23 protein-coding genes are annotated in these 21,833 nt (G+C 67.5%); 10 read left to right on the forward strand and 13 right to left on the reverse strand.

Annotated features, from left to right (window positions below; all coding sequences use genetic code 11):
* Positions 1-18 precede the first annotated feature (18 nt).
* The 4 genes from JWQ81_RS24275 (at position 19) to JWQ81_RS24290 (ending at position 4,159) form a co-directional block, all read left to right on the forward strand.
* Positions 19-1,137, forward strand: a complete 1,119-nt coding sequence (locus tag JWQ81_RS24275) for a CaiB/BaiF CoA-transferase family protein (RefSeq protein WP_297544851.1) — start codon at positions 19-21, stop codon at positions 1,135-1,137.
* On the forward strand, positions 1,134-2,321 hold the full coding sequence (locus tag JWQ81_RS24280) for an acyl-CoA dehydrogenase family protein (RefSeq protein WP_297544853.1): 1,188 nt from the start codon (positions 1,134-1,136) through the stop codon (positions 2,319-2,321). The genes JWQ81_RS24275 and JWQ81_RS24280 overlap by 4 nt, the downstream gene beginning before the upstream one ends.
* A gap of 24 nt (positions 2,322-2,345) precedes the next feature.
* On the forward strand, positions 2,346-3,458 hold the full coding sequence (locus JWQ81_RS24285) for an acyl-CoA dehydrogenase family protein (protein WP_297544855.1): 1,113 nt from the start codon (positions 2,346-2,348) through the stop codon (positions 3,456-3,458).
* Between the two features lie 83 nt (positions 3,459-3,541).
* Positions 3,542-4,159 carry a TetR/AcrR family transcriptional regulator gene (locus JWQ81_RS24290; protein ID WP_297544858.1) on the forward strand — a complete coding sequence of 206 codons (618 nt, stop codon included), beginning with the start codon at positions 3,542-3,544 and terminating at the stop codon, positions 4,157-4,159.
* 754 nt (positions 4,160-4,913) lie between these two features.
* On the opposite strand, the gene JWQ81_RS24295 is transcribed toward JWQ81_RS24290, so the two are convergent.
* On the reverse strand, positions 4,914-5,369 hold the full coding sequence (locus JWQ81_RS24295) for a hypothetical protein (protein WP_297544860.1): 456 nt from the start codon (positions 5,367-5,369) through the stop codon (positions 4,914-4,916).
* A 309-nt stretch (positions 5,370-5,678) separates the two neighbouring features.
* Between JWQ81_RS24295 and JWQ81_RS24300 the strand changes: the two genes are divergently transcribed.
* Positions 5,679-6,041 carry an STAS domain-containing protein gene (locus JWQ81_RS24300; RefSeq protein ID WP_297544862.1) on the forward strand — a complete coding sequence of 121 codons (363 nt, stop codon included), beginning with the start codon at positions 5,679-5,681 and terminating at the stop codon, positions 6,039-6,041.
* Here JWQ81_RS24300 and JWQ81_RS24305 read toward each other — a convergent pair.
* The 5 genes from JWQ81_RS24305 to JWQ81_RS24325 form a co-directional block, all read right to left on the reverse strand.
* The gene (locus JWQ81_RS24305; RefSeq protein WP_297544864.1) at positions 6,038-6,790 is read right to left on the reverse strand and encodes a thioesterase family protein; all 753 of its coding nucleotides are present in this window, start codon (positions 6,788-6,790) and stop codon (positions 6,038-6,040) included. The two genes, JWQ81_RS24300 and JWQ81_RS24305, sit on opposite strands and share 4 nt — an antisense overlap.
* Positions 6,787-7,830, reverse strand: a complete 1,044-nt coding sequence (locus JWQ81_RS24310; protein ID WP_297544865.1) for an alpha/beta hydrolase — start codon at positions 7,828-7,830, stop codon at positions 6,787-6,789. The genes JWQ81_RS24305 and JWQ81_RS24310 overlap by 4 nt, the downstream gene beginning before the upstream one ends.
* A gap of 74 nt (positions 7,831-7,904) precedes the next feature.
* A complete protein-coding gene (locus JWQ81_RS24315; protein WP_297544866.1) occupies positions 7,905-9,266 on the reverse strand; it encodes an ATP-binding protein in 1,362 nt (453 codons plus the stop codon).
* The gene (locus tag JWQ81_RS24320; RefSeq protein ID WP_297544867.1) at positions 9,263-9,952 is read right to left on the reverse strand and encodes a response regulator transcription factor; all 690 of its coding nucleotides are present in this window, start codon (positions 9,950-9,952) and stop codon (positions 9,263-9,265) included. The genes JWQ81_RS24315 and JWQ81_RS24320 overlap by 4 nt, the downstream gene beginning before the upstream one ends.
* Before the next feature lie 13 nt (positions 9,953-9,965).
* Positions 9,966-10,535: a hypothetical protein gene (locus JWQ81_RS24325; protein ID WP_297544869.1), complete on the reverse strand. Its 570-nt coding sequence runs from the start codon at positions 10,533-10,535 to the stop codon at positions 9,966-9,968.
* 447 nt (positions 10,536-10,982) lie between these two features.
* Between JWQ81_RS24325 and JWQ81_RS24330 the strand changes: the two genes are divergently transcribed.
* Positions 10,983-11,417: a DoxX family protein gene (locus JWQ81_RS24330; RefSeq protein WP_297544870.1), complete on the forward strand. Its 435-nt coding sequence runs from the start codon at positions 10,983-10,985 to the stop codon at positions 11,415-11,417.
* A 20-nt stretch (positions 11,418-11,437) separates the two neighbouring features.
* Complete coding sequence (locus JWQ81_RS24335) at positions 11,438-11,962, forward strand: RICIN domain-containing protein (RefSeq protein WP_297544872.1); 525 nt, start codon at positions 11,438-11,440, stop codon at positions 11,960-11,962.
* Between the two features lie 20 nt (positions 11,963-11,982).
* Here JWQ81_RS24335 and JWQ81_RS24340 read toward each other — a convergent pair whose 3' ends face one another.
* Complete coding sequence (locus JWQ81_RS24340) at positions 11,983-12,720, reverse strand: VIT family protein (RefSeq protein WP_297544873.1); 738 nt, start codon at positions 12,718-12,720, stop codon at positions 11,983-11,985.
* A gap of 246 nt (positions 12,721-12,966) precedes the next feature.
* On the opposite strand from JWQ81_RS24340, the gene JWQ81_RS24345 reads away from it, so the two are divergent.
* Positions 12,967-13,692: a hypothetical protein gene (locus JWQ81_RS24345; protein ID WP_297544874.1), complete on the forward strand. Its 726-nt coding sequence runs from the start codon at positions 12,967-12,969 to the stop codon at positions 13,690-13,692.
* A 33-nt stretch (positions 13,693-13,725) separates the two neighbouring features.
* Positions 13,726-14,247 carry a hypothetical protein gene (locus tag JWQ81_RS24350; RefSeq protein ID WP_297544876.1) on the forward strand — a complete coding sequence of 174 codons (522 nt, stop codon included), beginning with the start codon at positions 13,726-13,728 and terminating at the stop codon, positions 14,245-14,247.
* On the opposite strand, the gene JWQ81_RS24355 is transcribed toward JWQ81_RS24350, so the two are convergent.
* From JWQ81_RS24355 to JWQ81_RS24370, 4 genes are all read right to left on the reverse strand, one after another.
* Positions 14,141-14,923, reverse strand: coding sequence for a hypothetical protein (locus JWQ81_RS24355; protein WP_297544878.1), 783 nt, complete (start codon positions 14,921-14,923; stop codon positions 14,141-14,143). The two genes, JWQ81_RS24350 and JWQ81_RS24355, sit on opposite strands and share 107 nt — an antisense overlap.
* A 241-nt stretch (positions 14,924-15,164) precedes the next feature.
* A complete protein-coding gene (locus JWQ81_RS24360; protein ID WP_297544880.1) occupies positions 15,165-16,142 on the reverse strand; it encodes a methyltransferase in 978 nt (325 codons plus the stop codon).
* A 470-nt stretch (positions 16,143-16,612) separates the two neighbouring features.
* A complete protein-coding gene (locus JWQ81_RS24365) occupies positions 16,613-17,563 on the reverse strand; it encodes an alpha/beta hydrolase (RefSeq protein WP_297544882.1) in 951 nt (316 codons plus the stop codon).
* Between the two features lie 134 nt (positions 17,564-17,697).
* Positions 17,698-18,732 carry a LacI family DNA-binding transcriptional regulator gene (locus JWQ81_RS24370; protein WP_297544884.1) on the reverse strand — a complete coding sequence of 345 codons (1,035 nt, stop codon included), beginning with the start codon at positions 18,730-18,732 and terminating at the stop codon, positions 17,698-17,700.
* A 170-nt stretch (positions 18,733-18,902) separates the two neighbouring features.
* Here JWQ81_RS24370 and JWQ81_RS24375 point away from each other — a divergent pair, with 170 nt between their 5' ends.
* Complete coding sequence (locus JWQ81_RS24375) at positions 18,903-19,910, forward strand: glycoside hydrolase family 26 protein (protein WP_297544886.1); 1,008 nt, start codon at positions 18,903-18,905, stop codon at positions 19,908-19,910.
* Between the two features lie 5 nt (positions 19,911-19,915).
* Here the strand turns inward: JWQ81_RS24375 and JWQ81_RS24380 are convergent, their stop codons facing one another.
* Both JWQ81_RS24380 and JWQ81_RS24385 read right to left on the reverse strand, forming a co-directional pair.
* Positions 19,916-21,292 (reverse strand): hypothetical protein, encoded by a 1,377-nt coding sequence (locus tag JWQ81_RS24380; RefSeq protein ID WP_297544888.1) that lies wholly within the window; start codon positions 21,290-21,292, stop codon positions 19,916-19,918.
* Positions 21,289-21,828: an FHA domain-containing protein gene (locus JWQ81_RS24385; protein WP_297544890.1), complete on the reverse strand. Its 540-nt coding sequence runs from the start codon at positions 21,826-21,828 to the stop codon at positions 21,289-21,291. The genes JWQ81_RS24380 and JWQ81_RS24385 overlap by 4 nt, the downstream gene beginning before the upstream one ends.
* Positions 21,829-21,833 lie beyond the last annotated feature (5 nt).

Below are 21,833 nucleotides of genomic sequence, written 5' to 3' on the forward strand. Positions count from 1 at the left end.
CAAGTCAGGAGCACGTCGATGAGTGGTCCCCTTCAAGGAATTCGGGTAGTCGAACTGCTCGGCATCGGCCCCGGACCCTTCTGCGGCATGCTGCTGGCCGATCTCGGTGCCGACGTCGTCCGGGTCGAACGGCCCGATGGCACTTCGCTGGGCAGAACGCCGATCCTCGGTCGGGGGAAACGGTCGGTGGGCATGGACCTCAAGACCGCTGAGGGCCGGGCGGCGGTACTCGAGCTGGCGGCGCACGCCGACGTCTTCATCGAACCGTTCCGGCCCGGTTTCGTCGAGCGCCTCGGTCTCGGCCCCGACGACTGCTTGGCGGTCAATCCGAAGCTCGTCTACGGCCGTATGACCGGGTGGGGGCAGAGCGGTCCGTACGCCGACCGGGCCGGTCACGACCTCAACTACATCGCCCTCAGCGGGGCTCTGAGCACCTGCGGCACCGCCGACGGTCCGCCCGTACCGCCGGTCAACATGCTCGGCGACTTCGCCGGCGGGTCGATGTTCCTGGCCGCCGGCGTCCTGGCCGCCGTTCTGTACGCCCGCGAGACCGGCCGCGGGCCGGTGGTCGACGCGGCGATGATCGACGGCTCGGCCTACCTCACCGCCACGACGCTCCAGTCGATGGCCGCCGGGAGGTGGGGGCCGCGCGGCACCAATGTGTTGGACACTGGTGCTCCGTACTACAACGTGTACCAAGCAGCCGACGGCTGGGTCAGCATCGGGGCGATCGAGCCTCGGTTCTGGGCAGAACTGCTCGACGTTCTCGGGTTGACGGACGACGAGCAGTTCGTCCGCCAGAACGACCGGGAAATGTGGCCGCAGATGAAGAAACACTTCGCCGAGATCTTCAGGGAACGGACCCGGGTCGAGTGGGCCGAGGCCTTCGCGGGACGGGACGCCTGCTTCGCGCCGGTCTGGGACCTCGATGAGGCACCAGACGAGCAGCATCTGAAGGACCGGGGCACCTTCGTGACCGAATTCGGCGTACGCCAGCCGGCTCCCGCTCCGCGCTTCTCGGTCACTCCGGGAGCCACCGGCGGTCCGTGCCCAAACCCGGGGGAGCACACCGAAGAGGTCCTGCGCGAGTGGGGTCTCCCCCAGCGAAACTCCAGTGACGAAAGGGAAATCGTATGACGACAGACGAGTTCCGTGCCAAGGCCGACCCTTGGCTCAAGGCGAACGCGAAGCCGTTCGCCGAGACCGGCGACCAGCAAGGTCGGGAGGGCCCCCTCGACGAGTCCAAGGCATTCATGAAGCGTCTGCACGCGGCCGGGTTCGCCGGCATCACGTACCCGACGGAGTACGGCGGCCAGGGACTCTCGCCCGCCGAGCAGGCGGCGTGGAACGAGCTCGTCGCCGACTACGACCTGCCGATCGGGGTCTTCACCATCGGCCAGGGCATGCCCGCTCCGACGATCCTCGCGCTCGGCACCGAGGAGCAGAAGAGGCGCTACCTGCCCAAGCTGCTCTCGGGTGAGGAGGTCTGGTGCCAGCTGTTCTCGGAACCGGACGGCGGATCCGACGTGGCCTCGCTGCAGACCTCGGCGACCCGGACCGAAACCGGCTGGGTGCTCAACGGGCAGAAGGTGTGGACGACCGTGGCTCAGCACGCCGACTACGGCGCGATCATCGCCCGGACGGATCCCACCGTGCCCAAGCACGCCGGGATCACGATGTTCATCGTGGACATGCACGACCCCGGGGTCACGGTGCGCCCGTTGAAGGTCGCCACCGGGACCTCTCCGTTCAACGAGGTGTTCTTCGACGGGGTCCCGCTTCCTGCCGACGCCGTACTGGGCGAGGTCGACAACGGCTGGCACGCCACGGTGACGATGCTCAACTTCGAGCGCATCATGATCGGTACCGGCGGCCGCCGCCGGGCCAACCCGCTCGGCTACGACAACCTCGCCAAGCTCGTCACCGAACGCGGTCTCAACTCCGACACGCACGTACGGCGCCGGCTCGCCGAGGTGTACGCGCGAGAGATGTCGCTCGACGCGTTCGGCCAGTTCCTCAACGCCGACAGCGCGGCGGGCAATCCGATCGGCGCCCGCGGCTCTGCCGCGAAGCTCGCGGGCGCGGAGTACGGCTTGTGGGCCAGCACGGTGGTGCAGGACATCTTCGGGCTGGACCTCGCCGCCGGGGACAACAGTCTCAACGCCGTGCTGATGGCGGTCATGAGCCAGTCCGGCATGTCCACCGCGGGCGGCACCAACGAGATCCAGCGCAACATCGTCGCGGAGCGGGTTCTCGGGCTGCCGAAGGACCCCGGCGTCGACAAGAGCATCCCGTTCAACAAGATCAAGTTCTCGCGCTGACCCGCCGACCGTCAAGGAGCCCGCATGTCCCTCATCTACAACGAAGACCAGAAGTCCTTGTCCCAGACGGTCAAGCGTTTCGTCACCGAGCGCTCACCGATGCCGAAGGTCCGTGAGGTCATTGATAGCCCTGACGCGTACTCGGCGAAGACCTGGCAGGGGATCGCGAGCGAACTCGGCCTCGCCGCGCTGACCGTCCCCGAGGAGTACGACGGCGTCGGCGGCACCCAAAGCGACGTCGCCGCCGCGCTTCGCGAACTCGGGGCCGGGCTCGTCCCGTCTCCGATGCTCAGCTCGGCCATCCTCGCCACCGGCGTCCTGGTCGCCCTCGACGACGAAGTGGCCAAGAAGGAGCTGCTCCCCCAGCTCGCCGGGGGGAGGATCACCGGTGCCGTGGCCGTGAGCGAGCCGGGCGCTCGGGCGTGGATCGTGCCGGAACCCGCCACGACCGCTTCGGGCACGGGCGCCGAAGTCACCCTGAGCGGCACGAAGACGGCCGTAGTCAACGGTGTCGACGCCGACATCCTGCTCGTGCACGCGAGCGGCCCCGACGGGGTCGGCCTCTACCTGGTGGCCAAGAACGCGAGTGGCGTAACGGCACTCGCGAGCCGCGGTGCCGACCCTACCATCGGCATGGCCACCGTGACCTTCGACAGCACCCCGGCCAGGCACCTGAGCGGTGACGTCGCCGCAGCGCTCGACACGGTCGCCGACCAGGCGAATGTCGCGGTGTCCGCCTTGCAGTCGGGGGCCATCGGCGCCTGCTTGGCGATGCAGACCGAGTACGCCAAGATCCGGTACAGCTTCGGTCAGCCGATCGGTGCCTACCAGGGTGTCAAGCACAAGATCGCGGACCTCTACACCGCGCACGCCCTCGCCGACGCACAACTGCGCGTCGCCACCGACGCCGCGGACACCGGGGCCGAAGGCGCGTCAGCGGCCATCACCGCGGCGCGGGTGCTGTTCAACGACCTGCACTTCCAGGCGGCTATGCAGAACCAGCTGCTGCACGGCGGGATCGGGCACACGTGGGAACACGACTCGCACTGGTACACGAAGAACGCGCTCGCGCTCAGCCAGCTACTGGGAGACCAGGACTTCCAACGCGACCGGCTCGCCGAGAAACTCGGGCTCTGAACACTCGCAGGCGGGTCGGCCCCGGGGGCGGGGCAACAGTAGAATACGGTTCCATTCTCCGATCGATTCGAGGGCCAACCGTTGTGGCGACGAAGGCGAGCGCTAAGGCGATAAACCCGGACCAGCTTCCTGCTTGGCAGCTGGCGACGCGTCAGCGCATCATCAAAGCGGCGAGTAAAGCGCTGAACAAGCAGCCTTACGACCAGATCCAGGTCCGCGACATCGCCAAGTCCGCTGACGTCGCCCTAGCCACGTTGTACCGGTACTTCGGTTCAAAGGAACACCTGTACGCCGTCACGCTCACCGAATGGACAGAACCCGTATTCGGGCGGTCGCACAGTAGTAGCGACCTCGGCGCCGAGGCACGGGTTCGGTCGAAGGTTCACCTGGTGGCGGCCGCCTTCGAAAAGACCCCCCACTTTTTCACGATGGTGTACGCGCTCCAAGGCAGCCAGGAGCCGACGGTACAGAAGCTCATCGAGGAGTGGTCCGAGACGGGCCGCCAGTGGACCGTCAGCGACCTGGCTGTCCTGGGCGAGGAACGCGCTCGTGACCTGGCGCAGATGTTGTGGGCCATCACCAGCACCTTGCTCACCCGCGCGCTGCACAACGGCACTTCCTTCGAAGCCGCCCGCCGAGTCGCCGACGCGTTCATCGACCTGATCGCCGACGAGTTGCACCAGGCCGAACACAGCGGCTAGAACCGCGCGAGGCCACCCTCGCAACTCGCCGTCGACTTGCGGTCGTTGCGGACGCTAAGTACCGCAACTCGCCGTCGACTTGCGGTCTCTTAGAAACTAAGAGACCCCCCAAAGTGGTTCTTCTGTCGTATGTGTGGGTCCGCGACGCCTCGGTGGGTGCTGGGTGATGTGGACTGGCTCCGTTTTACCGCGGCAGGGACGCGGGGTGTGGGGAAGGGATTCTGAAGGCCGGTTGGGTTGGCTCGGTGGTGTCGGTGTGGCTGGTGAAGTTCTTGAGGTCAGCGGGTGTGGTCGGCTGGTGGTGACTGTGGGACTCGTCGGCCTGAACGTGGGACTCGCCGGGCCGGAGTGTGGGACTCGCCGACGCGCTGTGGGAGTCCGGGCATGGTCAGCGTCGCAGGGCCGTGTTGATCAGTTCGCCGCCATGGTCGAGGCAGTCCGCGCAAATCACCGAACCGAGCTCGACGCACCTCATGCGGGACAGCGGGCGATGACGTCCGAAAAAGGTCATGCGCTCGTCGCGTCCGCAGAATTCACACGCCGCCTCGCCGGTCGATCGCACACACAGCAAGCTGGTCGCGCCGGGACTGGGACGAGCTTCACCATCGCGCACGAGCCTCAAGCCCACGGCGATACAACTCGCGCAGATCGGCCCGCGCGGGCCGGGCGCTTGAGGCCGGCGTCCGTCGGGAGCGCGGCCGCAGAACCGGCAGCGGCTCATCGACGGCACCCTGCCGTTGCGGCGGGTCACCGTTCACGTCACCGCCCGCACTCCGGTCGCGTAAAGCGCCTTGCGGGCACTGGCATGGTCACGGTTCGGCCATTCGGCGTCGCGCGCGATCGGCAAGCTGATTCCGCGGTCGGCGACGATGCCGGCGCACAACCAACCATCGCGTTTCCCAGTGGTGTAAGACGTGTGTAGGTCCGCGGTGGTGACCCGGACTTCGCGCAGCTGCCACCGACGTCCGGATGCCAGCTGCACGACAGCGCTGCTGGGTTCGGTGAACTCGGCAGGGGTGGCGACGAAGTGCCGCCCCGTGCTTCCCCGGTCGAGATCGTCGTGATTGGCTCGCGAGAGAACCTGCTCGACGGTGCGCACACCCTGCGGATCCACCAGCCACAGGTGGACTTCCCCCTCGGCGCCGGCGTCCGCGGCGTCTCCGGTGGTCAGGTCGAGGTAGTACCAGGTGTGCGTGCTATCAGCGTCCATCTCTGAACCTTCTCCTCAGGTGAGACCCCCCGGAGCAGTTCCCGATCATGATCAATCGTCACCTCGGCCGATACCGGCAGCAAGGCCGTTCCCCTGGCCGGACCATCATTCACCCAGCCGGGTCGAATGTCCATCCACCGAACGGCACGATCGTCCGATGTGGACACCACGACGGCGGATACGGTCCACCTCAGTGTAAGTGTCCCCCTGCCGATTGAGACCTCCCCCGACACCGAGTACGCTGCTGTGCCGTCGGGGTGCGCGGGCAATCCCAGCGAACCAGACACTTCACGGAACGTAGGTGCTGGAATGACACCATCGGACCACAGACGCCGACTTCCCGACGCTGCCCTCACCGTGCGCATCGCGCAACCACGTCGCGCCACGGTGATCGTGCGAGTACTCGGGAAGGTCGATGCCCCCGCAAACCCGCTCCTGCAGAGCGCGCTGCGTCAGGCGCTGCACCTCGCGCCGGACACCCTGACCGTGGACCTGACCGGCGTGTCCTCGCTCGACACCCAGGGCGCCCGCGCCATGGTTGCCATGGGCAATCACTGCCGCGCGGTCGGCGTCACGCTCCGGGTGCTCACTTCCCCGGCCGTACGCCGCGTGCTGGACCTGGTCGGCCTCGATCGCGATCGCGCGCCGGCCGCGGAACCCGCCCTCCACTAACGGGTCAGCCGAAGCACCCGGCGGGTCTGCCTGCCGAGGGCGAGCAGTCGCCCGTCCGCGGACCAGACAACGCTGTCATCGATCGCCCAGCCGCTTCCGGCCTGCCGGCTGCGCATCGACACGAGCGCCCATCCATCGGCCGGTTTTTCATCGAGCGTCTCGCCCAGGTGCACGCTCAGTTCCACGGTCGGCATCGGCACCGGGTCCACTAGCAACGCGTAGGCGGCCGGCGGCAACGCGTCGGTCAGTAAGACGACCGATTCGGCGTCGAGCGGGCGGCCATCGGCGAACCGGATCCAAAACAGTAGTTCCGCCACCTCGCCACCGACCAGCGGCCGGGCCGGCGTCGCGGGCCGGAACTCCAGGTGCTGCCCGTACGGCGCCAATCCAGGACGCAGCACGAACGGCTCGCACTCCTCGGCATCCGGAACAGCAGGGGCTCGCCGCGCGTCCAGGCGCATTCCCGGCCGGCTCACCCCGAATACAGCATTACCCAGCAACGCCACTTCGCCATCCTGCGCGGCGGTGAACGACAGCACCGCACTCGCGCGACTGAGCCGCTCGACGCGGGCGTCTACGGCCAACGGACGTTCGTCAACCGCCGCGAGGAACTGCACACTCAGCATCTTGACCGGGTAGTCGTACCCGGAGTCCGCAAGCTTGGCGCGCGACGCTGCGAGACCTTCGGCGGCGAGCAAGCCACCATGAGCGCCTGCCGCCGACCACCAACTTCGATCAACCGAGATCACCGAACGACCGCCAGCCAGTTCACGATCGCGGCGTTGACCTCGGCCGGCTTTTCGAGGCCCACCCAATGGCCGGCGTCGATCGCCTTCTCGGTGAGGCGATGGCAATACTCACGCATCGGCCTGACCAGAGCGGACTGCACGGTGTCGGCGACGTAGTCGTAGCGGGCTCCGATGAACAGCACCGGCATGTGGAGATGGCCGTTGTCGATCGACGAGTCGCTGTAGGCCCGGTTCGCGGAGTGGTTGAGGTAATAGGCGGTCGGACCGGTGAAGCCATTGCGCTCGAAGGACTTTCGCAGTGCCTCATAGAGGGTTTCGTCCAAGACGTCCTCGTCGCGCAGCAGGTCGGGAACGACGGACGCGCCACCGAACCAGCCGCCGTCGCGCGTCAGCTGTGCGGTCAGGTGAGGCTTCCCATATGCGCCAGGCTTGCCGCTGCGGTAAAAGGCTCGCGCTACTCGCCCCGGAGCGGCGTCGAAAAGCGACGTGACCTGTTCGGGATGGCGCTCGTAGTAGGTCATGTAGTCGAACTGCGCGTCGGGATACTCGTCGGCCGGGTACACATCGCGGTTCACGTACGGGAGCGCCGCCGAGGGTCCGCGTTCGAGCGAGCGATACGGGATGCACAGGCTGACGACGGCGCGGCAGACCTCCGGATGGTGGGCCGCCAGCCCCCAGGTCGCCCCGCAGCCCCAGTCGTGGCCGACCCAGATCGCGGTGTTCCGGCCCAGGTGGGCAAGCAGGGCCAGCATGTCGTCGACGAGGTGTCGTTGCGCGTATTCGGCCGGATCCGCCGGGATGGCCGAGTGGCCGTATCCGCGCATGTCCGGGGCGACGACCCGGTAGCCCCGCGCCGCGAACGCTTCCAGCTGGGGCCGCCAGGTCTCCGCGATCGCCGGCCAGCCATGGACGAAGACGATCAGTGGTCCGTCGACGGGACCGGCGGCGAGGTAGGAAATCCGGCCTGCCGGACCCGCGGTCGAGTTCCGGCTGATGGGCTCCGCGTCCAGCCCAGTGGCATTCGTACCCGTCTTCGTCATGCTGCCGTCCGATCGGAGCCCGAGCGAGTTGGATAAAGCAACTCACTCGAGCCTAGCAGGTCGCTTCATCGAACTCACCCGGGTTGACTCGAGTCGCGGCCGACGGTGAAACCCACCACCGCGCCACCTCCGACGCGCGCCCCGGCGAAGACGTCACCACCGTGGGACCTGGCCACCTCCCGAACGATCGCCAGGCCCAGGCCGGATCCGGGCAGACCGCGTGCCGCGTCGGCGCGGTAGAAGCGATCGAAGACCCGGGCCAGGTCGTCGACGCCGATGCCGGGACCGCGATCAAACACCTCGACCCGGTTCCCTCGGACGAGGACCGACACCGGCTCCGCGGAATCGGCGTCGAACTTGACCGCGTTCTCGATGAGGTTGGACATCGCGCGCTCGAGTCCTTTCGCCCGACCCAGAAGCTTCGTCGTGTCCGCGTCAATGGTGACAACCCGCCCCGAGCGGCGTTGCACGCGCTCCGCCGCACGCTGGGCGATCGCGGCCAGTTCGACGACCGCCGTTTCCTCTTCGTCGTGCCGGCGAGTGGCGAGCTCGACAAGCTCGTCGACGAGGTGGGTGAGCTCGCGGGACTCCCCGTCGACGTCGTCGAGCAGCCGGGCGCGCGCGATAGGCGTCAGTTCGTCGAACCGGCGAAGGACGCTGGCATTGGTACGCAGGCTGGTCAGCGGCGTGCGCAGTTCGTGCGCGGCATCCTGGACCAGGCGTTCCTGGTCTTCCCGGGCGCCGGCCAGCCGGCCGAGCATGCCGGTGAACGACGCCGCGAGCCGCCCTACCTCGTCGCGGCCTCCGCTCGGCACCGCGACGTCCAGTAGCCCGCCGTCGTTGACCTGCTCGGCCACCCGGGTCAGCCGCACCAGGCGCCGGGTGATCCGGCGAGCGATCAGCCAGCCCGCCAGCGCGGCGACGACCAGCACGATCGCGCTGACCGCGGTGATGCGCTCGGCTAGTGAGCGCATCACCATCCGGGTCTCGTCGACGTCGATGCCCAGCTGGATCGCGCCGCGACCCCCGCCGAGTGCCACGGTGATCACCCGGTAGCTGTCCGCGCTGAGGGCGAGGTCCTGAAAGCGGTGGTCGCCCGGGTGCCCGGTCGCGGCCAGAGCCCGATCGGCGGTGTCGACGGCGAGCCGGACCGGCCTGCCACCGATCGGCCGGACGGTGCCGTCCGCGGCGATCCCCTGCGCCACCTTGTTCTGGGCCTTGCCGTGGTCGCCGCCGTTCGCGCCCTTGATGACCGCGCTGGGCGCGAGCACCTGGGTCGCCCCGGCGGCGATCTCCGACGACGTCGTCAGGAGCGAACGGTCGCGTTCCTCGCCGATCCGCTGGGACGCCGTCTGGTAGCTGAACACTCCGACCAGGATCGCGGCGGCCGCACCGACCCCGCCGAAGGCGATCACGAGCTTGCCGCGAAGGTTCACGTCGACCGTGCCGAATAGCCGACGCCACGCACGGTGCGGATCAGCTCCACCGCGCCCGCGTTTTCCAGTTTGCGCCGCAGGTAGCCGATGTAGACCGCGAGGTTCTTCGAATCGGGCCCGAACTCGTAGCCCCAGATCAGCTGATAGATGGTGGCGCGGTCGAGCACGACGCCTTCGTTACGGACGAGCAGCTCCAGCAGGTCGAATTCGGTCTTCGACAGGTCGATCTCGGAGCCCCGCCACCACACCTGCCGCGCGGCCGGGTCGAGTGTCAGCCCGCCGCACCGAAGCACGCGCTGCGCCACAGCGCCGGTCTCCGAGGACGTGCGGCGCAACAGTGCCCGCAGCCGGGCGAGTAGCTCGTCCAGCTCGAACGGCTTCGGCAGATAGTCGTCGGCCCCGGCATCAAGCCCGGCCACCCGATCGGGTGTTTCCACCCGGGCGGTCAACATCAGGATCGGTGTGGCGTCGCCGTCGGCGCGGAGGACCCGGCACACCCCGAGGCCGTCGACTCCCGGCATCATGACGTCGATGATGAGCACGTCGAACTCATCGCGGCGCGCGGTGGCCAGCGCACCCACCCCATCGGCGGCCTCCGTGATCCGGTAGCCCTCCAGTTCGAGCGCGCGCACGAGCGACTCCCGGATCGCGCGATCGTCGTCGGCGAGCAAAACCCGATGCGGCACCGTGAACGGTCGGCTAGTCGACGGCGGGGCTGGTCAGCCAGCCGAACCGCCCCACCTTCGTCCGCAGCACCCGATCCATGCTCCACACCGATCCCGCGGCGGCGCACAACAACGCGAGCGAAGCGAAGATGTACGCCACCGACGGGCCTAGATCGGTGATACCCGGTGTACTCCAGGGAAGGTGGAACGCCTCGGCCGAGGACCAGATCCCGAAGGAGAACACCGCGCTGCCGACGAACACCAAGTTGGAGAACACCCCGAAGATCAGCCCCAGTGCGATCGCGGTCTCGACGATCGCGGTCCCCACCGCGAACGTGCCGGGGCTGGCCCCGGCCAGGCCGTGCCACAACTGGATCCACTGATGGACCCCCGGGGTGGTGACCTTGCTTGCCTTACCGAACTCCTGGCTCAGCGTCTGGCCGTGCACGAAACCGGGTAGCCACTTGAAACTGGCGTCGATCGCCCAGACGAGCCCGTATCCGATGCGGACCGCGGCCGCGCCACGCAGCCGTCGGCCGCTCATCGCGGTAGTACCACCGGCAGCGACCGCTGCCGAGGAGGTGCTGTCGGTCAGTGTGCTCATGCCTGTTCCTGTTCCTGGTCGGGACGTCGCGGGCAACGGCGAGAGGAGTCGGCTATCGCGGCTGGTTGGGTATTCACAATCACCCCTTCGATGATCAGGTATATCGGCAACCACCCCTCGAGCGAAACCCTTTGAAGCCGGACTGCTGCCCTTTCTCACCGTTCTCTTACCTGCTGCGACAACGCATCTCCGGCGAACTGACGTCTCCGGTTAGCAAAAGGTGAGAAGAAGGTAAAAACGGGACTTTCGGGGGTGTCGCGGGGACGTGGTAGCCGATATACCTGATCGCTGCACCCACTGGCTGTAATTGCCCAACTGCTCACCACGCAACGGAGTCTCGCCCCAGCGGCGCGGCATCCGTCATTGGTCGACGCCTGCCAAAACCCGGCGCAATTCAGGTCTAGACCACCAACGTAGGCAGCTGACGGACTACGCTCTGGAGGACCAATGCACCGCCTCAACGACGCCCGTGATCACGCCCTCGGCCTGTTTCGGATCGTTCTCGGGTTCCTCTTCGCCTGCCACGGAGCAAAAACCATCTTCGGCATCCTCGGCGCCAAAGCCCCGGCCGCCTTCGGGACCTGGCCCGGCTGGTGGGCCGCACTGATCCAACTCGTCGGCGGGGTACTGGTCCTGCTCGGTGTCGGCACCCGAATCGCCGCCTTGATCAGCTCAGGCTCGATGGCCTTCGCCTACTTCACCGTCCACGTCGAAAACGGGCTGTGGCCGATCAACAACGGTGGCGAAGCCGCTGCCATGTTCTGCTGGACCTTCCTGCTGATCGCCGTTGCCGGCCCAGGACGGTTCGCACTCGGCACTGTGCTCACCGCCCGCAGCCAGGGCCAACGGAGCCAACCGTCCACCACCGCTGGTCAACACTAGTTGCCTCAAGGAGGAGAACGATGAAGCGACAACTCGTCACCGCGGTCCTGAGCGCCGCACTACTGGCCTCTTGGACACAACCAGCCACCGCCCAACCCGGCGAAGACTTTTCGAGCACGATCTACTCGGCGTCGACCAAGTCCTGTGTGGACGTTCCGGGCGGCACCACCGACGTCAACACCGACGTGCGCGGACGGACCTGCGACGGCGCAGCCGAGGAGAAGTTCCGATTCCAGCAGGTACCCGGCCGGTCCGCCGATACCTACGACGTCGTGAACGCGGCCAGCGGCCTGTGCCTGGCCCAATTCCGATTCGGTGTCCGGCAGCGCAACTGCCTCATACCCGTACCCTACGACCCAGTGCTCGACATGTGGACCCTCGTCCCCCTCGACGCCGCGGCCACCGAGTTCCAGTTCACCAGGACCTCCGACGCCGGCGCCGGGCTCGGGCGGTGCCTCGCCGCGCACGCAACCCCTTCGCCGGTCCTGAGGTTGGACTTCTGCAACAAAACCGACCCCGCGCAGTCGTTCACCCGCACCGGGTGACCCGAAGCCAGGACGCCGCACTAACCCGCCGCGACGCCGAAAAGGACGCCGATGTAATAGGCGACGAACATCGTCAAGGCACCGACGCCGACGTTGCGGACGATCGCCGGACGGCTCCTGGCCTCACCCAGCTTCGCGCTGATCAACCCGGTCAACGCCAGTCCGATCCCGACAGCGCCGATACAGGTCCACACCCGCGCCGAAGCCGGCGGCAATGCGATCGCGAGCAGCGGCAGCAGGCCACCGACGGTGAAGGACACCAACGACGCCCATGCCGCCTGCCAGGGACTGGTCAGGTTGTCCGGATCGATCCCCAGCTCGGCATCGGCATGCGCCTGCAGGGCATCCTTCTCGGTCAACTCCCGCGCGACCTGCGCGGCGAGCTCCGGGGACAACCCCTTTCGCTCGTAGATATCCGCCAGTTCGCGTTCCTCGGCTTCGGGCATCGTGGACAGCTCGTACTCCTCGAGCCGCAGCAGCGCCATTTCGGTGTCGCGCTGCGTACTTACCGACACGTACTCGCCGCCGGCCATCGACAATGCCCCCGCGACCAGGCCCGCGATACCGGCGGTGAGAATCGTCGTAGTGCTGGTGGTCGCGCCCGCGACACCGACTACGATCCCGGCAACCGACACGATCCCGTCGTTGCCGCCCAGCACCCCGGCGCGCAACCAGTTCAACTTGCCACCGGCATTACCGTGCGGCTCAACCAGATGCTCGACACGGCCCGCGCCGTCGAGTTCCTTTTGTTCGGTCACCAGTCAAGTAGAACAGGAAAATTGCGGCATCGCGAGCCACTGTGGCGCAGATTTCACAGTAGTCAACCCTTACCGAGTTATACCTTACCTAACGAGGAATGCCTCACCTTATCGGATTTTCACCCGCCACACTCTGCCATTTCCAGCCGACGTGTGCGGAATTCCCAGAATCTTCCCAGAACCACCGGAGACAATGAAACCCTGGCCGGTCTTGCGCCGGGAGGTGCTACTGGAGCAAGGAGAGCAGTGAAACTGCAGCAGTGGGCGAGCGACACCATCGCGGAAGCCGCCGGCCGTGAAAGCCGCAGCGACCCGGTGCTCCCCCGCACCGGTGGCCCGGCCGGCAACGCCAGGCTGACCGCGTGGACGGGTTTGCTGCTCCTCGCGCTGTTCGTCGTCGAACTGGTCACCTTGCTCAACCTCGACGGGCTCATCAGCTGGCACATCGTGGTCGGCGTCCTGCTCGTCCCGCCCGCGCTGGTGAAGACCGCCACCACCGGCTGGCGCATTATCGGGTACTACACCGGACGCGCGCCCTACCGCCAGGCCGGCCCACCACCGATGCTCCTGCGTGTACTGGGGCCCTTGGTGGTGCTGTTCACCCTGGCCGTCCTCGGCACCGGGCTGGCGCTCATCGCGCTGGGGCCGGACTCGAGCCGCAGCGTACTGGTCACCGTGCTCGGCCAACAGATCGACGCGATCAGCCTGCACCAAGCCACGTTCATCGTCTGGGCCGTCGTGACCGGCCTACACTGCCTCGCCCGCCTGGTCCCCGCGATGCGCATCGTCACCACCCCGCGCGAGGACGGCAACCGCGTCCCCGGGCGACCGTCGCGTGCCGCCGTCATGCTGATCACGATGGTCGTCGCCGCGGTGGCCGGCGCCGTTCTGCTCGGCGCCTCCAGCGCGTGGGTGAACGGCGGCCTGCAGCATGGCCATCACGCCCCGAGACGTCCCGCACCACCATCGTGACCGGCACGGGGTGGTGCACCTACGATGATCGGGATGGCCACGACAGAGACAGAGACGCAGCCCGGCCCCACGCCCGAGCACATAGCGGCGGTGCTGCGTGAACGCATCTACGGCGGAATCGCCTGCCTGAGCACGCTGCTGGTCCTGGTCCAGCCGGACGAGGGCCCCCCAGCGCCGTGGACCGCCGTGGTCGACGTCGCGATCGCGGCCGGCGGGCTCTGGGCCGCCAGTGTGCTCGCCGACTACGTCGGCCACCTGGCTGCGCACGGCAAGGGGATGACCGGCTCGGAGGCGGCCGCGGCTTCACGGGCGTCCGCGCAGATCCTGGAAGCTGCGGCCATCCCGCTGCTGTTACTGGTCATTGCCGGGCTTGGCTGGATGCCCTATCACGCCGCCGTGACAGCGGGGGTGTGCGTAACGGTCGCGGAGCTGGGCCTCTTCGCGCTACTCACGGCACGCCGGACGAAGCTGTCACTTTGGAAACGTGTCCTACTCGTGCTCGTCCTACTCGCACTCGGCGCACTCGTGGTGACCGTGAAGACCCTCGCACACTGAAAACGCCTCTGAGAACCTCCTCCTGCGGGGTCAGCATGACGCCGACCAGGACGGAGAGCACTAACACAGCACCGAAACCCCGTGGAGGCAGCAGAGTTTTCCCGTCGGGATGCGTACTGAGCACAAGCCACACCGACACGGCGGACGCGGCCGCGATGCGGGAAGCAGACCAGGTGACCGCCGCGCCGAGCGCCAATGGCCAGGTGAAATACCACAGGAACACCACCGGCGAGAAGAGCACAGTGGCCATCAGCGCCAACGCGGCGCCGCGGACGGCCGCGGCACCACCGTCTCGCGATCGCCACCACAACCAGGCAACGAGCCCTGCGAGCAGTCCCCAGCCCACCAGCCGGAATCGCGCGATCAGCCGAGCCGGGTCGACTTCGGTGAACAGGTTCAGCACCGCCCCGGTGAGCTTGCCCAGCGCGGTCGGCACGGACAACCAGGGCTCAAGATCCGAGTTGCCGCCCAGCGCGGCGATCCACCCGAGATCGACGCCGGCGAGGACAGTGCACAACCCGAACACCATGACCACAGTGGACACCACGACCACAACCACGAACCCACGGACGGTCGGACGGCGCCCACCCGAACGGTGCACCACCCACACCCACGCCAGGAACGGCAAGGCCACCGCCGCGCTGGGGACAGTACTGACCAGATTGGCGTTGGTCACCGGGCTGGGCCTGCTGTGTCTTGCGCTGCCGGCGCTGTGCCGTCACCTCGGGGCGAGGCCGGAATTCGCGTTGTGGATCGGCGTGGCGAACCCGTTGGTCCTGCTGTATCTGGTGGCCGGTGCGCACAACGACCACCCGGCGCAACGATCTTCGGGTGGGTCGTCTACACCGCAGCACCCGGGAGCGAGTCGGCTAACCAGTTGGACCTGCTTCGGGCGACATGCAATTGCGCTCCCGGGACTAAACCGCTTCCGCTTCAATCACCGCATAGGGCGCTTGAACGGCGGTGACGTTCGTGATCCGGAAACCGGCTGCCTTCAGCAGGGCTGTGAATTCACCCAGCTCGCGTTCCTTACCCGTTAACATCGCCGCCATGTTCATGTCCATCAGCGTGCCGATTCCCGGGTCGTTCGCGGCACCGAGGACGATGTCGACGATCGCGACGCGGCCTCCCGGATTGAGCGATTCACGGCAACGCTGGAGAATCGCGACGCAGGCCTCGTCGTCCCAGTCGTGCATGATGTACTTCAGCAGATAGAGATCGCCTGCGGGGACACCGTCGAAGAAGTCTCCCCCGACGACGTCGAACCGGTGGTCCAGTTTCCAGCGCTCGGCTTCCGCCCGGGTTCCGCCGACGACGTGCGGCAGGTCGAGCACCACCCCTTTGATACCGGGGTTGTCGGCCATCAAAGCGAAGACGAACGCGCCGTTCGCGCCACCGACGTCGACGACCGTGGAGACCCCGCGCAAGTCGAGCACCGGAACACATTCGTCGATGACGGGGGTGGACAGGTCGGTCATCGCGCGCGAAAAGTAGTCGGCCTCGTCCGGATTCCGGCCGAAGTGCTCGAAGATGGTGGTCCCCAGCGCCACCTCCGTCTGAGAGACACCCTCGCGGATCGCATCCGGGAACCGGCCCCACGACAACCAATGCCCAGGGGCGGTCTGGACGATAGCCAGGTTCTTGAGCGAATTGGCCGAACCGGCGCGCAAGGTGGCCAAAAGCGGTGTTCCCGCGAAGCGACCATCGGCGTATTCGAACAATCCCAAGGTCACGCAAGACCGCAGCAGCCGGTAAGTATAGGCGGGATCGGTCGACGCACGTTCCGCGGCCTCGACCGCCGTCAGCGGTCCGTCGGCGAACTGCTCGGCGATCGACAGTTTCGCGACAGCGCCGACAATCTGGCTCACCCAGAATCCGGTGATCATCGACAGCATCTGCTGAAAGTCTTCGGCGGACTCCGGTTCGTCCCGACCTGCCGTTGCATGGTTCGACATCGTGACTATTCCCCCCGATTTTCCCTGCGCTCTTCAGTACATTGTGGAGTCAGCCTAGCCGCTGGTGCGGAATTCCGTGTCGCGGTCACGCCGGCCTGGCATGTTCAGGCACGAATCTCTGCGCGTTCTGTCACCGCCATGTCGCCCCTTACGGGAGGAATCAGAATCCTTCCGGGACGTGACTCTCCCCCACGGGGAGGGCTCACGATGATGCTCAATCGGTCATTGCCCGCGCCGACCAAATCTTAGGAGTCATCGGTGAGGGTGTCAGGCAGGACCTGCTGCAGGGTGGCGATGAGTTCGGCGGCGCGGCCGGGCCGGGTGTGAAAGGTGTTCGTGGCTTGGATGCCCATGATCGGCTGTCTCCTCGTTGATGACTGGGTAGTGGCTGGGTGGATGGTCAAGCGTGCTTACAACGTCGTGAGCACGCGCACGCGATCGCCGTAGGCGCGGCGGGCGCTGGCGGAGTCGGCAGCGAACCGGTCCCAGCCGTGGGGCGCGCCGGGGTGCACGTGCAGTTCGACCGGAACGCCCGCACGGGCGAGGCCTTGGGCGTAGGCGATGGTCTCGTCGCGGAAGATGTCCAGGTCGCCGACTTCGAGGTAGGCCGGTGGCAGCCTGCTGAAGTCCTTCAGCCGGCCGGGGGCCGCTACGGGCGCGACGGTGGCGCATCCCAGATCGGCCCCGAGCACCGCCTGCCATGCGGTGTAGTTGTCGCCATACCCCCAGGTGGCGAACGGGACCAGCGCCGGATCGGGGGTCTGGTTGCGGTCGTCGAGCATGGGATAGACCAGGAGCTGCCGGGCAACCGGAAGCCCGCGGTCGCGAGCGAGAATCGTGGCCCCGGCAGTGGGGGCACCACCGCCGCTGTCGCCCATGACCGCGATGCGGGCCGGGTCGACACCGACGCCGGCCGCGTTCGCGGCGAGCCAGGCGAGCCCGGCGAAGACGTCCTCGGCGAGGGCTGTTCCGGTGGCCTCGGGAGCCAGCCGGTAGCCGACCGACAGGATCGGCACACCACTGCGGGCGACGTACCAGGACAGCAGGGCGTCGTACGTGTCGAGGCTGCCCAGGACCATGCCGCCGCCGTGGGCGTAGACGACGGCCGGGCCGGGCTGTGACGCGTCGCCAGTGGTGTACCAGCGCAGCTCGATCGAGGAGCCGTCGCGCGCGGTCGCGTGGTACGTGGCGGTCTTGATTCCCGCGACCTGCGGGACCAGGGTCGCCATGTACGCCTGGCCGACGTTGCCGGCTTCCCGCAGCGCCTTCCAGTCGCCGCGCTCGCGGACGGGTCCCGCCGCCACCTGTTCGGCGCGCGCGGCCATGGCGGGGACGAGCTCGGGGTCAAGGACGTAGCTCATAGGTGCTCGCTTTTCGTCGGCTTGTCCGACCACTCGGCCGGACAAGAACAACGATGGGCCCTACCGCCAGGAGACAGTCAACACGCGACCGGCAGCTGAACTCTCCCCCTGCGGGAGGTTTCCCTCGAGCCGGCTCAGACTGTGGGCGCGCGGCCCGTGCTCGCGCGGGGGGTGAGCACCGCGACGGGGGTCTGGCAGTGCTCCACCCGCTCACTGCGGATCAGCTTTTCCAGTGCGGCGACCGCACTCACGCCGTGCTGCGGAATGTCGCGGTTGACCGCGGTGACCGCCGGCCGGACGAGCCGGCACAGGGCGGAATCATCCCAGGCGACGATCGACAACTGGTCCGGGACGATGATCCCCATCTCCTGAGCGGCAGCCATGGACGCCAAGGCCATCACATCGTTGTCGAAAACGAGCGCGGTCGGGCGCTCCCGTTGCGAGAGCAGCCTTCGCGCCGCTCTCGCACCCCCATCACCGGAGTAGTCCGTGTGGACGGTCGTGGATCCGGTCAGTGCGTACTGCCCGGCGGCTTCGGCGAAGGCGAGATCGCGCTGCACGGTATGCACCAGGGCGGCCGGGCCGGCCACCCGCGCGATACGCGTGTGCCCGAGTGCGGCAAGGTACCCGACGACTTCGCGCATGGGCGCGCCATCATCGCTCCAGACGCAGGGCATGGTGGAACCTTCCTGGGGGAACCCCAGCGCAACGGCAGGCAGGCCGATCTCCTCGAGTACGCCGACCCGCGCGTCGTTCTCGGTCAGGTCGACCACGATGACCCCGTCCACCCGACGCTCGGCCCACCAGTTCCGATAGGTCTGGATCTCGGTCCGCTGGTCGTCGGTCACCTGAAGCATCAGCGCTGTGGACTCGTCGTTCTCGAAACCGTTCTTCAACGCCATCTCGATGCCCGAGACCAGCTGCATGAAAAAGGGCTCGATACCGAGGACCTGCGCGGGCCGATCCACGATCAACCCGATCGCTCCGCTACGGGACCGAGTCAACGCCCTGGCCGCGGTGCTGGGACGCCAGCCGAGGTCCGCCGCGATCCGCACCACCTTGTCCCGGGTCGCCTGGGAGACCCCTGGTTTGCCGTTGAGCGCGTAGGACACCGCGCCCGTAGACACCCCGGCTGCCTCGGCGATGTCGGTGATGGTCAACCGCTTCATCGCACCTCCGACCTCAACCGTCTGCCGAACTCAACCGCTTCAACCTGCGCAAAGCCTAGCGTATCGCCATCGCCGCAGGCCTTGATCATTGACAGTCTCGTCATCCAGGTCACACAATGCTTAAGCGCTTCACCTGGTCCCCGCAGGCTCCGCAACGTCGAGGAGAATCGATGCCCCTCCCCAGCCGGAAGATCCGCACGCGATGGCTGACCGCGCTCGTCGCCGTCACCACCCTCACGATGGCGGTCGCACCCCCGGCCGACGCTACGTCCGCCCAGCTCCAATCCGGCGGCACGCTCGCTTATCTCAAGCAGATCTCGGGCAACCACACGATCGCCGGCCAGCACAACAAGGAACCCAACTCGAACCCATCGCAGTACACCGCCCAGGTGCACGACATCACCGGCAAGTACCCCAGCCTGTGGGGCGGCGACTTCCTCTTCGCCGCGTCGGACGTCGCGGCCCGGCAAAGCATGGTCAACCAGGCCAAGCTCGAGTGGAGCCACGGCGCGGTCGTCACGCTGACCTGGCACATGTGCCCGCCGACCCAAGGCAGTTCGTGCGACTGGGCCGGCGGCGTCGAAAGCCACCTCCTCGATCCTCAGTGGACACAGCTGATGACCAACGGCTCCGACCTCAACAACAAGTACAAAGCGCGTCTCGACGAGGCAGTCCCCTACCTGCAGCAGCTGCAGAACGCGGGAGTGCAGGTGCTGTTCCGGCCGCTGCACGAACTCAACGAGGGATGGTCGTGGTGGGGCGGGCGGCCAGGCCTGACCGGCAGTGCCGGCCTGTACCGCATCACGCACGACTACCTCGTGGGCAAGGGCCTGACCGACATCGTGTGGGACTGGGCCGTCAAGGACGTCGACGTCGGCTCGTTCAGCTCCTACTACCCCGGAGACAACTACGTCGACGTCGCCGGCATCGACATGTGGAACGCGAACTTCCCGTCCGGCTCCGAGTACCAGGCCCTGCAGAACGCGGCCCACGGCAAACCGATCGCACTCGCCGAAGTCGGCAAGATCCCGACCCCGGCCGAACTCGCGGCGCAACCACGGTGGACCTACTTCATGGTCTGGGCGGACTACCTGAAATCGGCGAACAGCACTGCCGACATCCAGAACACGTACTACTCCGATCGCGTGCTGACCCTCGACGAGATGCAGCGCGGCTAGCGACACTAACGATACTCGGCCAGGCGTGGGCGGACACCCACGAAGACCGAGGCCGCGAGGAGGAGGACGGTGAGCCCGGGGATGAGGCCGGTCCAGCCGCCGGTCTCACGGTCACCGTCGGCGATGGCCCCGTCGAAGGCGTGCTGGTTGATCGCGATCAGGGCGGTGAGCGCGGCGTCGTACTGCCCGAAGTCGTAGTTGGAGTTGCCCGGGCTGGTGCTGATGCAGAACAGGATCGCGGCGCGAAGATCACCCGTGGTGGCCATCGCGCGGATCTTGCGGTCGTCGAGTTGGTAGACCTGGTAGGCGGCCAGGGTCTTCTCCGCCGCGGCCCGTTCCCCGGGGAAGGTGATGTTGTTCAACTCGGTGCCGAAGAAGCCGGTGAACCGGACGTCGGAGTTGCGTGCCTGATAAGCGCGCAACGCATCCGCGAGCGCGCTGTCGTAGTGCGTGAGATCGGCACCCAGCCCGACCAGCTGCTGCGATTTATCCACAAAGGACTGCTGGTATTTCGCGGCGAGTTCGGGATCGACCAGATAGCGGCTCTCGTCGGCATTGGCGTCATAGCTGACCGCGCGCGCCTGTGCCAGCGCGACGATCGAGTCGAACGCGTTGCTCTTGGCCACGGTCAGGTGGCCCGACTCGTCCGCCAGCACAACGGTGCCCGCGATGGTCAACCCGGCGCCGAGCAAGGTCGCCAGCAGGAGCGCGACAGTCAGCCGGCGCCGCAGCTTCAGCCGTAGGTACACCTGCGCGACGACGAGCAGCAGCACTAGCGTGCACCCGATGACCAGCACCCAAGTCCGCGCGGTGACCGTGTCGTCCACTTTGGACTGATAGGTACTGTTCAGCAGGTCGTGGTTGGCAGTGGTCAGGCCGCGCACCGCGCTCAGGGTGTCCTGCATCCGGCCGGTCGCCTGCCGGTAGACGGCCAGCACGTCGGCGCCCGGCCTGCCCGCGGCGCCGCCTTTGTCGAGCAGGAGGACCTGCGAAGCCAGCGCCTGGTACTGACCGAACTGGTCGAGCACGGTCCGGACGGCCTGCTGGGCGGACTCGTCGGTGGCCACCTGCTGGAGGTCGGCGTCGGCTTGGCGTCGCCGCTGGTCGAACAGGTCCAGTGACTGCTGGTGGATCGCGGTGAACGCCGGATCGGCGCCGACCAGCATCACGTTGGCCAGCTGGGCGTCCATGTCGGACAGCGCGAAGGACAGGTCCGTGGTGGCGCTTACCTGCGGTGCGGCGCGGCCGCCGATCACCGCGAGCCCGTCGCGCACCCCGGACGTCACCGTGGCGAGCACGACGCCCAGCACGAGCGCGAGCAGCACCGAACCGGCGGCGAGCGCTCGAATCCATTGCGGGGTCGTCCAATCGCCCGGTTTCATCGTGATCCGTCCGCTCGAAGGGTGATGGTGGTCCACGCGCCGACGTGGATGCGGTCGCCGTCGTCGATCGCTACCGCGGCGTCGGCGCCGAGCACGGCGGGGTCGTCGTTGATCGTCGTGCCGTTGGTGGAGCCGGCGTCGGTCAGCGTCCAGCCGCCGTCGGGAAGAGTCCGCAGGACCGCGTGCAGGTGTGAGATGCCGGGGTCCTCCGGCGGCCCGGTCAGGTCGATCTCCGGGACGAGCCCCCGCGAGCGGCTGCGGCGGCCGATCCGCACTTCCCCGGCCCGCAGGCGAACGACCCGCACGGGGTACGCGGCCGGGAAGGGGATGTCTTCGTCCGTCGAGCTCACGGTGTCGAAGTAGGCACGATCGGCCGAGACCACAGCACTCCAGCCGGCTCCGCCCGCGACGAGGTCGTAGCCGCAGCCTTCGCAGAACCGTCCGGAATTCGCCTCACCGCAGGACGGACAGACGGTGGCCGGTTCGACGGCGACCGCGGACGGCGCGGCGGGCGCCCCCAGCTGGCGACCGCACACGTCGC

It is taken from the genome of Amycolatopsis sp. (assembly GCF_025464955.1).
Lineage (GTDB): Bacteria > Actinomycetota > Actinomycetes > Mycobacteriales > Pseudonocardiaceae > Amycolatopsis.

Bases quoted from the DNA above. Each gene is read 5' to 3' on its own strand.
- JWQ81_RS24365 (WP_297544882.1), bottom strand. From the start codon at position 17,563: ATGAGCTACGTCCTTGACCCCGAGCTCGTCCCCGCCATGGCCGCGCGC.
- JWQ81_RS24350 (WP_297544876.1), top strand. From the start codon at position 13,726: ATGGCCACGACAGAGACAGAGACGCAGCCCGGCCCCACGCCCGAGCAC.
- JWQ81_RS24325 (WP_297544869.1), bottom strand. From the start codon at position 10,535: ATGAGCACACTGACCGACAGCACCTCCTCGGCAGCGGTCGCTGCCGGT.
- JWQ81_RS24300 (WP_297544862.1), top strand. From the start codon at position 5,679: ATGACACCATCGGACCACAGACGCCGACTTCCCGACGCTGCCCTCACC.
- JWQ81_RS24360 (WP_297544880.1), bottom strand. From the start codon at position 16,142: ATGCTGTCGATGATCACCGGATTCTGGGTGAGCCAGATTGTCGGCGCT.
- JWQ81_RS24375 (WP_297544886.1), top strand. From the start codon at position 18,903: ATGCCCCTCCCCAGCCGGAAGATCCGCACGCGATGGCTGACCGCGCTC.
- JWQ81_RS24370 (WP_297544884.1), bottom strand. From the start codon at position 18,732: ATGAAGCGGTTGACCATCACCGACATCGCCGAGGCAGCCGGGGTGTCT.
- JWQ81_RS24295 (WP_297544860.1), bottom strand. From the start codon at position 5,369: ATGGACGCTGATAGCACGCACACCTGGTACTACCTCGACCTGACCACC.
- JWQ81_RS24285 (WP_297544855.1), top strand. From the start codon at position 2,346: ATGTCCCTCATCTACAACGAAGACCAGAAGTCCTTGTCCCAGACGGTC.
- JWQ81_RS24380 (WP_297544888.1), bottom strand. From the start codon at position 21,292: ATGAAACCGGGCGATTGGACGACCCCGCAATGGATTCGAGCGCTCGCC.
- JWQ81_RS24275 (WP_297544851.1), top strand. From the start codon at position 19: ATGAGTGGTCCCCTTCAAGGAATTCGGGTAGTCGAACTGCTCGGCATC.
- JWQ81_RS24310 (WP_297544865.1), bottom strand. From the start codon at position 7,830: ATGACGAAGACGGGTACGAATGCCACTGGGCTGGACGCGGAGCCCATC.
- JWQ81_RS24330 (WP_297544870.1), top strand. From the start codon at position 10,983: ATGCACCGCCTCAACGACGCCCGTGATCACGCCCTCGGCCTGTTTCGG.
- JWQ81_RS24280 (WP_297544853.1), top strand. From the start codon at position 1,134: ATGACGACAGACGAGTTCCGTGCCAAGGCCGACCCTTGGCTCAAGGCG.
- JWQ81_RS24335 (WP_297544872.1), top strand. From the start codon at position 11,438: ATGAAGCGACAACTCGTCACCGCGGTCCTGAGCGCCGCACTACTGGCC.